Here is a 13,603-nt window from a genome sequence, read left to right as displayed (position 1 = left end):
GGTATTAACAATGGAATCAACTATTGCAATGGCTGCTTTTGGTAGTCCTTGGCAACTCATTATTATTGCTTTGCTTATTATTTTAATTTTCGGCACCAAAAAATTACGTTCTTTAGGTTCTGATTTAGGTGAATCACTCAAAGGCTTTAAAAAAGCGATGAGTGATGATGAAAAAGCGAAAGTAGAACAAGAAAAGCAAGATGCTGATTTTGCGACTAAAAATATTACGGAACAACAGGCTGCAGAGAAAAAAGAAAGCCCAGTTGAGAGCAAAAATAAAGAGCAGGGTTAAACCGTGTTTGACATAGGTTTTAGTGAACTGTTGCTTGTTGCTGTCATCGGTCTTGTTGTATTAGGGCCTGAGCGCTTACCTGTGGCGGTGAGAACCGTTGCTGGGTGGATTCGTACCATGCGCTCAATGGCTGCTAATGTACAAAATGAGCTATCGCAAGAGCTGAAATTACAGGAATTGCAAGAAACGCTGAAAAAAGTTGAGGAGAAAGCTAATCTAGAAGCGCTGTCTCCTGAACTGAAGCAGTCTATGGAAGAACTGCGGACAGCAGCTCAGTCACTAAAAAGTGGCTATCAAGCAACAACTAATGATATTGAAACAGAGTTAAATAAAGCTAAAGAAATCACTGATAGCTATGATACAGCTGTCAAAGATGCGAAAAACAGCGCTGAACAGACGCAAGAATCGGATCCAGATCCTGAGTATGCGGCTAAAATGGCTGCTGTTGTTGAGGAAGTTGAAACTGAGGAACCAGCAAAAACTGATGAGCCAGTCGCTTTAGCAACAACAGACTCGCAAGATACTAAAGCTAAAAACTCGAATCAAACCGAAAGTGAAAAATAACACATGGCTGTAAATGATACACAACCACTTATTAGCCACCTCATTGAACTTCGCAAACGGCTATTAAACTGTTTAATAACAGTTTTAATTGTCTTCGCTGCACTTGCTTATTTTTCAAATGATATCTACCGTCTCGTTGCGGCCCCTTTGATTGATAAGCTGCCAGTGGGTTCGCAAATGAGTGCGACTGATGTGGCATCAACATTTTTTACCCCGATTAAATTGACAATGATGGTCTCGGTTTTTGTATCGATACCTGTTATTCTTTATCAAATCTGGGCATTTATTGCACCAGCACTCTATAAGCATGAGCGTAAATTGATGTTACCTCTGCTGGTTTCAAGTAGCTTTTTATTTTATCTTGGAATGGCATTTGCTTATTTTGTTGTCTTCCCACTAGCATTTGGCTTCTTTGTTAAAACAACGCCAGATAGCGTTAACTTCATTCCTGATATCAGTAAGTACCTTAGTTTCGTTATGACTTTGTTTATGGCGTTTGGTGCGGCTTTTGAGGTGCCTATTGCCATTATCTTACTGTGTTGGACTGGGGTCACTACCCCTGAGGCACTTAAGCGTAAACGTCCATACATTCTTGTAGGGGCATTTATCGTCGGGATGTTCTTAACGCCTCCAGATGTATTATCTCAAACGCTACTTGCAGTGCCCATGTACTTGCTCTTTGAGCTTGGTGTTTTACTTTCTAATTTCTACGTAGGTAAAGGAAGGAAGCGTCAAGAAGAAGAGGAAGATGAAAAAGAAGAATCTTAACCTTAATAGATGCATCGAGCTCCTGATTTTACTGACAATAAAACGCCCATTAATGATGGGCTTTTTATTGTCTTGAATTACAGCTCAGGTGATTTTTTGAATTGCGTATTTTCGAGCACTTTTGGGACATTTTTGTTTAAAATATTCAATAGAAGAATTGAACGATACTCTCCATTAGGCTCATCAAAGATAGCTTGAATTCCTGCAAAAATACCCTCTGTAATTGTCACTTTATCGCCTGATTTTGGAAGGTCTGGTGCAACCATATGGGTAATTGGAGTCAGCTGTAATAACTCAATCACTTCTTCTGGTACTTCAGTCGGTAATTGGCCAAAACGAATAAAATGGCTAACACCCCGAGTGGATTGAATCGTCGTAGTATGAATTTCGTTATGATCAAACTTTACAAATAAGTAATTCGGAAATAATGCTTCTTGCACCGTTGTCCTTTTACCCCTAACAATTTTTTCCATCTCAGTCATGGGAGTCATACAGAGCACGTTCTGTCTATTTAGATGCTCAATAGCACGTTCAATTTGGCCTCGTTTGCAATAAAGCAGGTACCATTTTTCCATTTTTTGAATCTCGTATGACAATAATATGTTTATGATAACAAATTACGACAGAACAATGTGACTAATGAACCTCTGCACAATATTATTCATATCCGTAAGTTAAAATCATCAAGCTGCGGCTTATGAACACTGTAATATAGAACCTAAGTTTGTAGGAGACACAATGGATATCTTTTTGTTGAGTAATGGTAAATTACCAGGAAACTCAGTTTGGTTAAGCTATGCTTTACCTCGAATTAAAGAAACACTTACCCGTAAAAATATCAAATCAGCTGTTCTCGTTCCATATGCTGTTCTCCGTGGATCCCATGATGAGCGTGCAGAACAACTTTCAGAAGCACTAGGCATTAAAGTAACGACTATAGAGCATTTTTCTAGCCCAGTTGAAGCCATTGAACAAGCAGAGTGTATTCTGGTTAGCGGTGGTAATACTTGGTGGTTAAACAAGTGCCTACATGAAAATGGTTTGATTGTGGCGATTCAACGTGCGGTCAGAGAGCGTGGTGTTCCATACATTGGTTGGAGTGCAGGTTGTAATGTAGCAACGCCAAGTATTCGCACAACCAATGATATGCCTGTGAGTAATGCAGCTATTATGCCATCTTTGGGGCTCTTTCCATTACAAATTAACCCACATTACATTGATGCACATATTTCTGGGCATATGGGGGAAACACGTGATGAAAGACTACAAGAGTTTTGCGTAATTAACCCACATGAAGTGGTTGTTGCGCTTCGAGAAGGTAGCGGTTTGCAAATTAAAGGGAATGAACTCCATTATTTTAGTGGTAAGAATGAAGGTTTTAAATTATTTCAGCACAACAAAACATTCCCAGAGCAGTTCGATACTTTATTATTAGAAAAATTAGTCCCTTTTGATTGCCAGTAAAATGGTATACTTAACCGGAAAAATATTGATTTTTAAATGATTTAGACAGTAACTTGTAACCTTGGCCGGACGTCTTATAATGAGACTCCCTCTGTAATAGTAAAAGAAGATAATGAAATATCGTGACCTTAGAGATTTTATCGCGCAGCTGGAAAAGCAAGGCGAGTTAAAACGCATTACAATGGAAGTCGATCCCTATTTGGAGATGACTGAAATTGCAGATCGCACCCTAAGAGCAGGGGGACCGGCCTTATTATTTGAAAATCCAAAAGGTTACAATATGCCTGTTCTATGTAATTTGTTTGGGACAACCAAGCGGGTTGCAATGGGAATGGGGCAAGAAGACATTAAAGCCTTGCATGATGTTGGCAAGCTACTCGCATTCTTAAAAGAGCCTGATCCTCCGAAGGGTTTCCGTGACTTATTCGATAAGTTACCTAAATTCAAACAAGTTTTGAATATGCCTGCTAAGCGCTTAAGCTCAGCTCCGTGTCAGGAACAAATTTGGGCGGGTGAAGATGTTGATCTAACTAAAATTCCAGTTATGCATTGTTGGCCAGAAGATGCCGCACCACTTATTACGTGGGGGTTGACTGTCACTAAAGGGCCACACAAAGAGCGTCAAAACCTCGGTATTTATCGTCAGCAAGTCCTTGGTAAAAATAAAGTGATCATGCGCTGGTTGTCTCATCGTGGTGGTGCATTAGACTTCCAAGAATGGTGCCAAGCACATCCAGGGGAAAAGTTTCCTGTAGCTGTTGCATTGGGTGCTGATCCAGCAACGATTTTAGGCGCAGTTACTCCTGTGCCAGACACGCTATCTGAATACGCTTTTGCGGGTTTATTACGCGGTAATAAAACGGAAGTGGTTAAGTGTATTTCCAATGATCTTGAAGTACCTGCTGGTGCTGAAATTATCCTTGAAGGCTATATTGAACCTGGTGAGATGGCGCCAGAAGGACCTTATGGCGATCATACGGGTTATTACAATGAAATAGATAACTTCCCTGTGTTCACAGTCACTCATGTTACTCAACGCCGTGATGCTATCTATCACTCAACATATACTGGCCGCCCACCTGATGAGCCAGCGGTACTTGGTGAAGCACTAAACGAGGTTTTAGTGCCAATTTTACAAAAACAATTTCCTGAAATTGTCGACTTTTATCTCCCCCCCGAAGGGTGTTCATACCGTTTAGCGGTTGTAACAATGAAAAAGCAATATGCAGGGCATGCAAAAAGAGTCATGATGGGGGTCTGGTCATACCTGCGTCAGTTCATGTACACTAAATTTGTTATTGTTTGCGATGATGATATCAATGCACGTGACTGGAAGGATGTTATTTGGGCTATTACAACGCGTATGGACCCTGCTAGAGATACGGTTATGATGGAAAATACCCCAATAGATTATCTTGATTTTGCTTCCCCTGTGTCTGGTTTAGGTTCAAAAATGGGGCTTGATGCGACAAACAAATGGCCAGGTGAAACAGACCGTGAATGGGGCCGCCCAATTGTCATGACGGAAAGCGTTAAATCTCGCATTGATGATATCTGGGAACAATTGAAAATTTTTGAAAAATAAGAGGGAAAGCATGGCAACTTTAAGCTGTAAAGTCACATCTGTCGAATCAATCACGGATACGGTTTATCGGGTTATTTTGTTGCCAGATGGTCCCTTTCATTTTAAAGCTGGTCAATATTTGATGGTTGTGATGGATGAGCGAGATAAACGACCATTTTCAATGGCATCCACACTCAGCACCAAAGGCACAATCGAGCTGCATATTGGTGCCTCTGAAATTAATTTATATGCCATGGCGGTGATGGATAGGATTTTAGATCAACAACGCATCGATATCGATATTCCCCATGGCAAAGCCTGGTTTCGTGAAGACAGTCAAAGCCCAATGATTTTAATTGCGGGGGGAACGGGGTTCTCTTATACCCATTCAATATTACTTGCCGCTTTAGCTGAAAACCCTCAACGGGATATCACCTTCTATTGGGGTGGGCGTCAATTAGAGCATTTGTATGATCTTGGTGAACTTCAGGCGCTGAGTGAAAAATACACTAGTCTAAAAGTCGTTCCTGTTGTTGAACAACCCGATGAATTATGGCGAGGCCGTACAGGGACAGTTCTTAGCGCAGTATTAGAGGATTTTGGCGACCTTTCAGAACATGACATTTATATTGCAGGTCGTTTTGAGATGGCGAAAAGCGCGAGGGATCGTTTTTGTAATGAGCGTGGAGCTAAAGTTGAACGCTTGTTTGGTGATGCCTACGAATTTATTTAACCAGCCATATTTCAAATTGTAGGGGGGCTTCACTTAGCTCCCCTAGTCATGTAGTTATCTACGCTCCTAGGAATATCTTTGCTTGCTATCTATCTATAATCTGAACTATGAGGGGTAAACCTGCATTGGTATATTATTTAATATGGCAGTGTTGCAGATTGCAGGGGGACTTCACTTAGTTCTTACAGTCATTTCAAGGTTAAAACGCTTTGAAATAATTTTTTGTCGCCAACTATTAGTCGAAATTATGGCAGACGACTCACGGGTATTTGGCAAAAAAGCAAAAAAACCCGCCCCTGACTAGGCGGGAACATCGACAAAATGCAATGTTTGACGAAAGGGGTATTAAACTCGTTCAATAATTGTGGCGATACCCTGACCAAAACCAATACACATTGTGGCTAAACCAAATTGCTTATCTTTTTGCTCTAACTGATTCAGTAATGCTGTAGTGATCCTTGCTCCAGAGCAACCTAATGGGTGACCCAGCGCAATAGCCCCTCCGCTTAGGTTTACCTTCTCATCGATGAGGCTTTCAGCAATATTCAGTCCTTTTAAACATGCGATGGATTGAGCCGCGAATGCTTCATTTAACTCAATAATATCAATATCATTTAAAGATAAGCCTGCTCGTTTTAGCGCCATTTCAGTCGCAGGAACAGGGCCAAATCCCATAATAGATGGATCACAGCCAACAACGGCCATTGCCCTGACTCTAGCTCTCGGTTTTATGCCATGTTGCTTCGCATAGCTTTCGCTACTAAGTAACATGGCGGATGCGCCATCTGATAAAGCAGATGAGTTCCCCGCAGTTACTGTACCATTTACAGGATCAAAGGCAGGGCGAAGGGCGGCTAACCCTTGAAGACTCGCGTCTAAGCGGATGACTTCGTCATAATTTACGGAAATAAGATTCCCATCAGCATCATGCCCTTCAATAGCTACGATTTCATTGGCGAACTTTCCATTTTTTGTGGCAGTAGCGGCAAGTTGGTGAGACCTAAGTGCAAAGGCGTCTTGTTCTTCTCGACTAATCTTGTACATTTTGGCTAGCATTTCTGCGGTTAACCCCATTGCTCCTGCGGCTTTTGCTACTCGCAATGTGAGTCTAGGGTTAAAGTCGATGCCATGTGTCATAGGCACATGCCCCATATGTTCCACACCACCAATTAAGACTGAATTTGCATCACCCGTCATAATTAACCGGCTCGCATCATGTACCGCCTGCATTGATGAACCGCAAAGGCGGTTAACCGTGACAGCAGGCACTGTATGGGGAATATCCGTTAATAAAGCGGCATTTTTTGCAATATTAAAACCTTGTTCTAAAGTTTGTTGTACACATCCCCAGATAATGTCATTTAATTCTTTTTTACTTGCATTAGGATTGCGTTCAAAAATTGCGTTCATAAGGTGCGCAGAAAGGTCTTCAGCTCTAACATGGCGAAATACTCCACCCTTTGAACGGCCCATTGGTGTGCGTATTCCATCAATAATGACGACGTTTTCCATAAAATTAACCCCTCGCAACTTTTTTGAGATCAATAGCCACAACAGGCGGTTGTGGGTAATAGGTAGCATTAGTCATCGCTTTTGCTTTTAGGCCCTCAGGTGCCTGATAAAGCGGGCTTAATGATGCTAATACTTCCGTAGTTTTTAAGTATGATTGGCTACCGAGTGTGTCTAAATAACAGAACACGCCACCTCTAAATGGAGGGAAGCCTAAGCCATAAACTAGTGCAATATCTGCATCTGCAGGGCTTTGGATTATGCCTTCTTCTAAGCAACGAACGACTTCGTTTATCATTGGTGCCATCATTCGAGCGATAATTTCTTCTTTCGTAAATGAACGCTTAACTTTGCAGATAGAATTCAGTAGTTCATCAGTTTGTGGGTCATTGACTTTTTTAGGTTTCCCTTTTTTATCTTTTTCGTATTGATAAAAGCCTTTCCCGTTCTTTTGGCCAAAGCGCTGTTGTTCATACATCACATCAATTGCATTTTTACCCGTTTTACTCATTCGCTCAGGGAAACCTTGCGCCATCACTTGTTCAGCGTGGAAGGCGGTGTCGATACCAACGACATCAAGTAAATAAGCAGGGCCCATCGGCCAGCCAAATTCTTTTTCCATGATTTTGTCGATCTCTTTGAAATCCGCGCCATCTTGGAGTAATAAGTTGAAACCTGCAAAATAAGGGAATAGAACACGATTCACAAAGAAACCTGGGCAATCGTTCACCACAATTGGTGTTTTGCCCATTTTATTCGCATAGGCAACGACTTTTGCGACAGTATCGTCAGACGTTTGTGTACCGCGGATAACTTCCACTAAAGGCATTCGGTGTACAGGGTTGAAGAAGTGCATTCCACAAAAGTTTTCAGGGCGTTTTAAGGATTGAGCCAATGTGGAAATTGGAATTGTTGAAGTATTAGATGCCAGTATCGTTTCTGGTGAAACAAGTGATTCCACTTCAGATAGCACGGCGGCTTTTACTTTGGGATTTTCAACCACAGCTTCGACAATAATTTGGCTATTTTCAATACCATTATAAGATAATGAAGGGTGGATTGCGGCTAAAGTTGTTGCCATTTTAGCTGCACTAATGCGCCCCCGCTCAAACTGGTTATTTAACAGTTTTTGGGCTTCTTCAATACCAAGATCTAAAGACTTCTCATTGATGTCTTTCATTAGAACTGGCACACCTTTACTGGCGGATTGGTAAGCTATCCCTCCACCCATAATACCTGCACCCAAAACAGCGGCTTGAGTTGGCGCTTTAACATTTTGAGCCAGTTTTTTACTATTGGATTTAATTTGTTGATCATTAAGAAAAATACTGACCAATGAACGGGCAACATCACTGTGAGCGAGAGGGACAAAAGCTGCTGTTTCATGTTTTAGCGCTTCATCGCGAGTGCAATTCGCTGCTTTCTCGATGGTATTGACTGCCGCCATTGGTGCTGGGTAGTGTTTTCCTGCAACTTGATACACCATGCCTTTCGCAACATTAAAGCTCATGGTCTGCTCAAGTGGGCTTAATTGAAGAGGGGCTAGTTTAGGTTGACGCTTCTTCTGCCAATTCATGTTACCCGCAATGGCTGATTCAATAATGGCTAAAGCAGATTGTGGCAATTTTTCGGTTTCAACTACGGCATCAACTAACCCTAATTTGAGTGCTTGAGGCCCGCTTACATCCTTGCCTGCAGTAATAATTTCTAGCGCGCTATCTAAACCAATTAACCTTGGCAAACGAACAGAGCCACCAAACCCTGGCATGATACCAAGTTTCGTTTCAGGTAAACCAATACGAGCATCAGGGGATGCGATACGAAAATCTGTTGATAAAACACACTCACAGCCGCCACCAAGTGCATAACCATTGATTGCACAAATTGTAGGAACAGGGAGATCTTCAATGCGATTAAAGATGCTATTAGCGTATTTCAGCCATTCACTGAGGGTTTCTTTCGGTGCTTCAAATAATGAGAGAAATTCTTTGATATCAGCTCCGACAATAAAAGCAGATTTGTCAGAGCGGAAAATAACACCTTGCAGATCAGGTTGACGCTCAAGAACAGACACGGCTTCATCCAGTGAAGCAACGGTGTGGGTATCCAACTTATTGATTGGCCCTGGTGAATTAAAAACCAGTTCTGCAATACCTTTTTTCAACCATTGAATATAGATTGTTTCACTTTGATAAAGCATTCTGTTCTCCTTTACATGAAAAAGTTATCTGGTACGACCAGATGATTTTAGTGTGACTAGAATGTTAATTAATTGCAAACGGTTAATAACAAATTTGGAATCTTGGTCACAGCAATTAAGTGAAATACTGTTGTTTTAAAATGATATTTTTATTATTTATCAATTAATTAGTTTGGATTTGCAACGGAGTGCATATCCGTTAAGAACAGAACGTGATAAGCTTGAATTTTCTAATTAATGCTGAAAGGTTGAAGGAAATGGAAAAACTGACTGCACTCTACGCTGATCATATTAAAACGTTACAAAACAGAACTCAGCAAGTCTTACAGCGCAGCAAATTAGATGCCATATTGATTCATTCGGGTGAACCACTTCGCATCTTTCTTGATGATAGTGACTACCCATTTAAGGTTAATCCGCACTTTAAGGCTTGGGTTCCTGTTACGGATGTCCCCCACTCTTGGTTATTAGTTGACGGCGTTAATAAACCTAAATTATGGTTTTACTCACCCGTTGATTATTGGCACAGTGTTGAGCCACTTCCAAATGGCTTTTGGACGAAAGATGTCGAACTGATTCATCTAAAAAATGCAGATGATATCAAAGGGTTCCTGGCCAGTTTACCAAAAGAGAATGTTGCTTATATTGGTTCAGCGGCAGCAAGAGCCGAATCTTTAGGCATCTCTTTAGATAATATTAATCCGAAGCCAGTCTTAGATTATTACCATTTTCATCGTGCCTATAAAACAGACTACGAACTGTATTGCATGCGTGAAGCGCAAAAAATGGCGGTAAATGGCCATCTTGCTGCATTGGAAGCCTTCCGTGCTGGAATGAGTGAGTTTGATATTAATGTCAGCTACTTACAATCAACAGGCCACCGTGATACTAACGTGCCGTATGGCAATATTGTTGCATTGAATGAAAATGCAGCAGTGCTCCATTACACTAAATTACAGCAATCCGTTCCTGCTGAATTACGGAGTTTCTTGATTGATGCAGGCGCCGAATATAACGGTTATGCGGCTGATATCACGAGAACGTATGCAGCAAAAGGCAAGGATGAATTTGCTGAATTAGTCGCGGACGTTAATAAAGAGCAGCTTTCTCTTATCGACACAATTAAAGCGGGCGTTCGTTACACTGATTACCATGTGGATATGCATCACCGTATAGCAAAAATCCTTGTGAAACATGATATTGTTAATGGTATTAGTGAAGAATCAATGGTTGAGAATGGTTTAACTACACCATTTTTACCTCATGGTTTAGGGCATCCATTAGGTCTGCAGGTCCATGATGCAGCTGGATTTATGCAAGACGACAATGGGACACATCTTGCAGCACCAAAAATGTATCCTTTCTTGCGTTGTACTCGTGTTCTAGAACCCAAAATGGTGTTAACTATCGAACCAGGTCTTTACTTCATTGAATCTCTGCTTTTATCGTGGAGAGCGGGTGAGTTTAGTCAGCATTTTAATTGGGATAGAATTGAGTTCTTTAAGCCATACGGTGGTATTCGTATTGAAGATAATATCGTGATCCATGCTAACCGTATCGAAAATATGACTCGAGACCTGCATTTACGTTAATGAAACCTTATTTAATACCGGCAGAAACGATTTCTTTTACAGAAGAAATTAAAAAAAGCCGATTTATTACTTACTTAGCTCATACCGAGGGTATTGAAGCGGCGAAAGATTACATTCAATCGATTAAAGCACAATACCCCGATGCTCGGCACCATTGCTGGGCATTCGTTGCTGGCCGCCCTGACGATTCTCAACAATTGGGCTTTTCCGATGATGGGGAACCTACAGGGACGGCTGGTAAACCTATTATGGCTCAGCTCTTAGGTAGTCAACTAGGGGAAATCACTTGTGTGGTTGTGCGTTATTTTGGTGGGATCAAATTAGGTACTGGTGGGCTAGTTAAAGCTTATGGTAATGGCGCACAACAAGCGCTGAAAATACTATCGACACAAACCAAAGTCCCACAAAAAGTGTTTAATTTAGTGTGTGATTATTCGCTAATTAATGCAATAGAACAGCTGCTTGCTCAGGTCAATGGCGTGATCTTGCACAGTGATTATAATGAAGTTGTTGCTTTGCAAATTACAATTCCTGCTGCCCTTGAGCAGGAGGTCAATGATAAATTACGCGATATAAGCCGTGGTGCCTTAGCGCTCACGCCAGAATCGGAATAGTCAATCGCTTTAGCAAGGAACCTGCCGAATGCATTTTCGTGCAATAACCCGTATTGTCGGGCTGCTTGTCATCATTTTTTCTTTTACCATGGTTATTCCTGGTATTGTCGCGTTAATTTATCGCGATGGTGCAGGGCGAGCCTTCAGCCAGACTTTCGTTACGGCATTATTAATTGGTCTATTTTTATGGTTACCTACGCGTAATAGCAAACATGAATTAAAAGCGAAAGAAGGCTTTCTTATTGTTGTCTTATTTTGGACCGTATTGGGCAGTGTGGGAGCATTACCGTTTATTTTCTCTGAAAGGCCAAACCTTTCAGTGACGGATGCCTTTTTTGAATCCTTTTCTGGCTTAACGACGACTGGAGCAACAACATTAACAGGACTTGATTCTTTACCTAAAGCAATTTTATTTTATCGACAAATGTTGCAGTGGCTTGGGGGGATGGGGATCATCGTGCTTGCAGTTGCTATTCTTCCCCTGTTAGGTGTTGGGGGAATGCAGCTCTATCGTGCAGAAATGCCAGGGCCATTGAAAGACAATAAAATGCGTCCTCGAATTGCGGAAACAGCCAAAACACTCTGGCTTATCTATGTCTTATTGACGATAGCCTGTGCAATTGCGTTATGGATAGCTGGGATGGATGTGTTTGATGCGATTTCCCATAGCTTTTCAACAATTGCTATTGGTGGGTTTTCTACCCACGATGCCAGCATCGGTTACTTTAATAGCCCCGCAATTAATACCATTATTGGTGTTTTCCTTATTATCTCGGGGTGTAACTTTGGTTTGCACTTTGCAGTTTTAACTGGGCGAAGCCTCGGTATTTATTGGCGCGATCCTGAATTTAAGATGTTTATCAGCTTCCAGTTTGTCCTCGTGGTGGTTTGTACTGCGATATTGATGTATCACTCTGTCTACGGCGGTTTTGGTCAAACACTTGATCAGGCTTTTTTCCAAGTTGTCTCGATGGCCACAACGGCGGGCTTCACGACAGATAGCTTCTCTGGTTGGCCGCTATTTTTGCCAATGCTTTTATTGTGTGCAGCATTTGTTGGTGGATGTGCAGGCTCAACGGGGGGCGGTTTAAAAGTTATCCGTATCTTATTATTGTTCTTACAAGGTTCCCGCGAACTAAAACGACTAGTACATCCAAATGCAGTCTATACCATCAAGCTTGGGCAAAGAGCACTTCCTGAACGTATAATAGAGGCTGTTTGGGGCTTTTTTTCAGCGTATGCATTGGTTTTTGTTGTCAGCCTCTTATTGCTTATCGCAACAGGTGTCGATGAATTTTCAGCGTTTTCTGCGATTGCGACTACATTGAATAACTTAGGACCAGGGTTAGGTACAGTAGCGGATAACTTCACAAGTATGAATCCAGCGGGTAAATGGATTTTGGTCGTTACTATGTTATTTGGTCGTTTAGAAGTGTTTACCTTATTAGTGTTACTGACTCCAACGTTTTGGCGTGAGTAATTCAGTACAATATTGCTATATAGAAATGATAAAAATCTAGGAACGATAATGAGTTATTTACTTCTACATTCCAGTACGGATGGGCAGACAAAAAAAATTGTTTTAAAAATAGCAGAGCAATTACGTAGCTTAGGCCGAGAATGTGATATTCGCGATTTGAATACAGAGCAAAATTTTAATTTATCTGCTTATGATAAGGTGCTGGTAGGGGCTTCTATCCGTTATGGGCATTTCAATAAAAAACTTCAGCGTTTCGCGACTTCTCATCAAAGCCAGCTGAATTCAATGAAGACCGCTTTCTTTGCAGTGAACCTAACAGCAAGGAAAGAAGGTAAGAACACAGTAGAGACAAATGCTTATACGCGTAAGTTTCTGGAGGTTTGTCCTTGGAAGCCAGCATTGAAGTCTGTTTTTGCGGGGGCGTTGTTTTACCCACGCTATAAATGGTTCGATAAAGTAATGATCCGTCTCATTATGAAAATGACAGATGGGCCAACAGACCCTAATACTGAAATTGAGTACACCAATTGGGAGAAGGTTTCATACTTTGCGATTGAGTTTGATAATCTATAGTGTGATTTATCAACAAATCATATTTTTTTTATACGAATTGTTTAATTATTAAGCTGTCAGTGGGAAATATCAAAAAAACACTTGCGAGATTTTTTCGTCTCCCTATAATGCGCATCCGTTGTCACGGCAAACCGCTTCGGTGGTGAGGTTAGAAAATAAAAGCCTTAAGCCAAACTTGAGAAAGTAAGTGATAACACGGTGTGAAGAAAGAAAAAGTTGAAAATAAACACTTGACTTTCTAAAAGAAAAG

At 41.2% G+C, this 13,603-nt stretch carries 14 protein-coding genes; 11 read left to right on the top strand and 3 right to left on the bottom strand.

The features are described 5' to 3' along the window. Positions 1-10: 10 nt before the first annotated feature. The 3 genes from tatA to tatC are packed head-to-tail and all read left to right on the top strand — an operon-like array spanning position 11 to position 1,624. A complete protein-coding gene (tatA, locus tag PSF27_RS12950) occupies positions 11-292 on the top strand; it encodes a twin-arginine translocase TatA/TatE family subunit (RefSeq protein ID WP_206086347.1) in 282 nt (93 codons plus the stop codon). A gap of 3 nt (positions 293-295) precedes the next feature. Beyond that, positions 296-856 carry a Sec-independent protein translocase protein TatB gene (gene tatB / locus PSF27_RS12945; protein ID WP_206086348.1) on the top strand — a complete coding sequence of 187 codons (561 nt, stop codon included), beginning with the start codon at positions 296-298 and terminating at the stop codon, positions 854-856. A gap of 3 nt (positions 857-859) precedes the next feature. Beyond that, positions 860-1,624, top strand: a complete 765-nt coding sequence (gene tatC, locus PSF27_RS12940; RefSeq protein ID WP_206086349.1) for a Sec-independent protein translocase subunit TatC — start codon at positions 860-862, stop codon at positions 1,622-1,624. Positions 1,625-1,701: 77 nt separating this feature from the next. Here tatC and rfaH read toward each other — a convergent pair whose 3' ends face one another. Then, on the bottom strand, positions 1,702-2,199 hold the full coding sequence (gene rfaH / locus PSF27_RS12935) for a transcription/translation regulatory transformer protein RfaH (protein WP_206086350.1): 498 nt from the start codon (positions 2,197-2,199) through the stop codon (positions 1,702-1,704). 163 nt (positions 2,200-2,362) lie between these two features. On the opposite strand from rfaH, the gene pepE reads away from it, so the two are divergent. The 4 genes from pepE to PSF27_RS12915 all read left to right on the top strand — a co-directional run bounded on the left by pepE (position 2,363) and on the right by PSF27_RS12915 (position 5,689). Continuing rightward, on the top strand, positions 2,363-3,088 hold the full coding sequence (pepE, locus tag PSF27_RS12930) for a dipeptidase PepE (RefSeq protein ID WP_206086351.1): 726 nt from the start codon (positions 2,363-2,365) through the stop codon (positions 3,086-3,088). A gap of 112 nt (positions 3,089-3,200) precedes the next feature. Further along, entirely contained in the window at positions 3,201-4,673 is a 1,473-nt protein-coding gene (gene ubiD, locus PSF27_RS12925; RefSeq protein WP_206086352.1) for a 4-hydroxy-3-polyprenylbenzoate decarboxylase, read from the top strand. A gap of 10 nt (positions 4,674-4,683) precedes the next feature. Continuing rightward, on the top strand, positions 4,684-5,385 hold the full coding sequence (gene fre / locus PSF27_RS12920; RefSeq protein WP_272681608.1) for an NAD(P)H-flavin reductase: 702 nt from the start codon (positions 4,684-4,686) through the stop codon (positions 5,383-5,385). Between the two features lie 142 nt (positions 5,386-5,527). Continuing rightward, positions 5,528-5,689: a hypothetical protein gene (locus tag PSF27_RS12915; protein ID WP_272681607.1), complete on the top strand. Its 162-nt coding sequence runs from the start codon at positions 5,528-5,530 to the stop codon at positions 5,687-5,689. Positions 5,690-5,730: 41 nt separating this feature from the next. Here PSF27_RS12915 and fadA read toward each other — a convergent pair whose 3' ends face one another. After that, the gene (fadA, locus tag PSF27_RS12910; protein ID WP_272681606.1) at positions 5,731-6,897 is read right to left on the bottom strand and encodes an acetyl-CoA C-acyltransferase FadA; all 1,167 of its coding nucleotides are present in this window, start codon (positions 6,895-6,897) and stop codon (positions 5,731-5,733) included. Positions 6,898-6,901: 4 nt separating this feature from the next. Next, a complete protein-coding gene (gene fadB / locus PSF27_RS12905; protein ID WP_272539565.1) occupies positions 6,902-9,094 on the bottom strand; it encodes a fatty acid oxidation complex subunit alpha FadB in 2,193 nt (730 codons plus the stop codon). A 257-nt stretch (positions 9,095-9,351) separates the two neighbouring features. On the opposite strand from fadB, the gene pepQ reads away from it, so the two are divergent. The 4 genes from pepQ to hemG are packed head-to-tail and all read left to right on the top strand — an operon-like array spanning position 9,352 to position 13,353. Beyond that, the gene (pepQ, locus tag PSF27_RS12900; RefSeq protein WP_206086356.1) at positions 9,352-10,686 is read left to right on the top strand and encodes a Xaa-Pro dipeptidase; all 1,335 of its coding nucleotides are present in this window, start codon (positions 9,352-9,354) and stop codon (positions 10,684-10,686) included. Beyond that, positions 10,686-11,300 (top strand): IMPACT family protein, encoded by a 615-nt coding sequence (locus tag PSF27_RS12895; RefSeq protein ID WP_272681605.1) that lies wholly within the window; start codon positions 10,686-10,688, stop codon positions 11,298-11,300. The genes pepQ and PSF27_RS12895 overlap by 1 nt, the downstream gene beginning before the upstream one ends. A gap of 28 nt (positions 11,301-11,328) precedes the next feature. Continuing rightward, positions 11,329-12,780, top strand: coding sequence for a Trk system potassium transporter TrkH (gene trkH, locus PSF27_RS12890; protein WP_206086358.1), 1,452 nt, complete (start codon positions 11,329-11,331; stop codon positions 12,778-12,780). A gap of 48 nt (positions 12,781-12,828) precedes the next feature. Next, positions 12,829-13,353 carry a menaquinone-dependent protoporphyrinogen IX dehydrogenase gene (gene hemG, locus PSF27_RS12885; RefSeq protein ID WP_206086359.1) on the top strand — a complete coding sequence of 175 codons (525 nt, stop codon included), beginning with the start codon at positions 12,829-12,831 and terminating at the stop codon, positions 13,351-13,353. The last annotated feature ends 250 nt before the right edge of the window (positions 13,354-13,603 follow it).

It is taken from the genome of Providencia sp. PROV129 (assembly GCF_028482245.1).
Taxonomy (GTDB): domain Bacteria; phylum Pseudomonadota; class Gammaproteobacteria; order Enterobacterales; family Enterobacteriaceae; genus Providencia; species Providencia vermicola.
This window is presented reverse-complemented; position numbering and strand designations above follow the sequence as displayed.

Bases quoted from the DNA above. Each gene is read 5' to 3' on its own strand.
- tatA (WP_206086347.1), top strand. From the start codon at position 11: ATGGAATCAACTATTGCAATGGCTGCTTTTGGTAGTCCTTGGCAACTC.
- tatC (WP_206086349.1), top strand. From the start codon at position 860: ATGGCTGTAAATGATACACAACCACTTATTAGCCACCTCATTGAACTT.
- rfaH (WP_206086350.1), bottom strand. From the start codon at position 2,199: ATGGAAAAATGGTACCTGCTTTATTGCAAACGAGGCCAAATTGAACGT.
- pepE (WP_206086351.1), top strand. From the start codon at position 2,363: ATGGATATCTTTTTGTTGAGTAATGGTAAATTACCAGGAAACTCAGTT.
- ubiD (WP_206086352.1), top strand. From the start codon at position 3,201: ATGAAATATCGTGACCTTAGAGATTTTATCGCGCAGCTGGAAAAGCAA.
- fre (WP_272681608.1), top strand. From the start codon at position 4,684: ATGGCAACTTTAAGCTGTAAAGTCACATCTGTCGAATCAATCACGGAT.
- PSF27_RS12915 (WP_272681607.1), top strand. From the start codon at position 5,528: ATGGCAGTGTTGCAGATTGCAGGGGGACTTCACTTAGTTCTTACAGTC.
- fadA (WP_272681606.1), bottom strand. From the start codon at position 6,897: ATGGAAAACGTCGTCATTATTGATGGAATACGCACACCAATGGGCCGT.
- fadB (WP_272539565.1), bottom strand. From the start codon at position 9,094: ATGCTTTATCAAAGTGAAACAATCTATATTCAATGGTTGAAAAAAGGT.
- pepQ (WP_206086356.1), top strand. From the start codon at position 9,352: ATGGAAAAACTGACTGCACTCTACGCTGATCATATTAAAACGTTACAA.
- PSF27_RS12895 (WP_272681605.1), top strand. From the start codon at position 10,686: ATGAAACCTTATTTAATACCGGCAGAAACGATTTCTTTTACAGAAGAA.
- trkH (WP_206086358.1), top strand. From the start codon at position 11,329: ATGCATTTTCGTGCAATAACCCGTATTGTCGGGCTGCTTGTCATCATT.
- hemG (WP_206086359.1), top strand. From the start codon at position 12,829: ATGAGTTATTTACTTCTACATTCCAGTACGGATGGGCAGACAAAAAAA.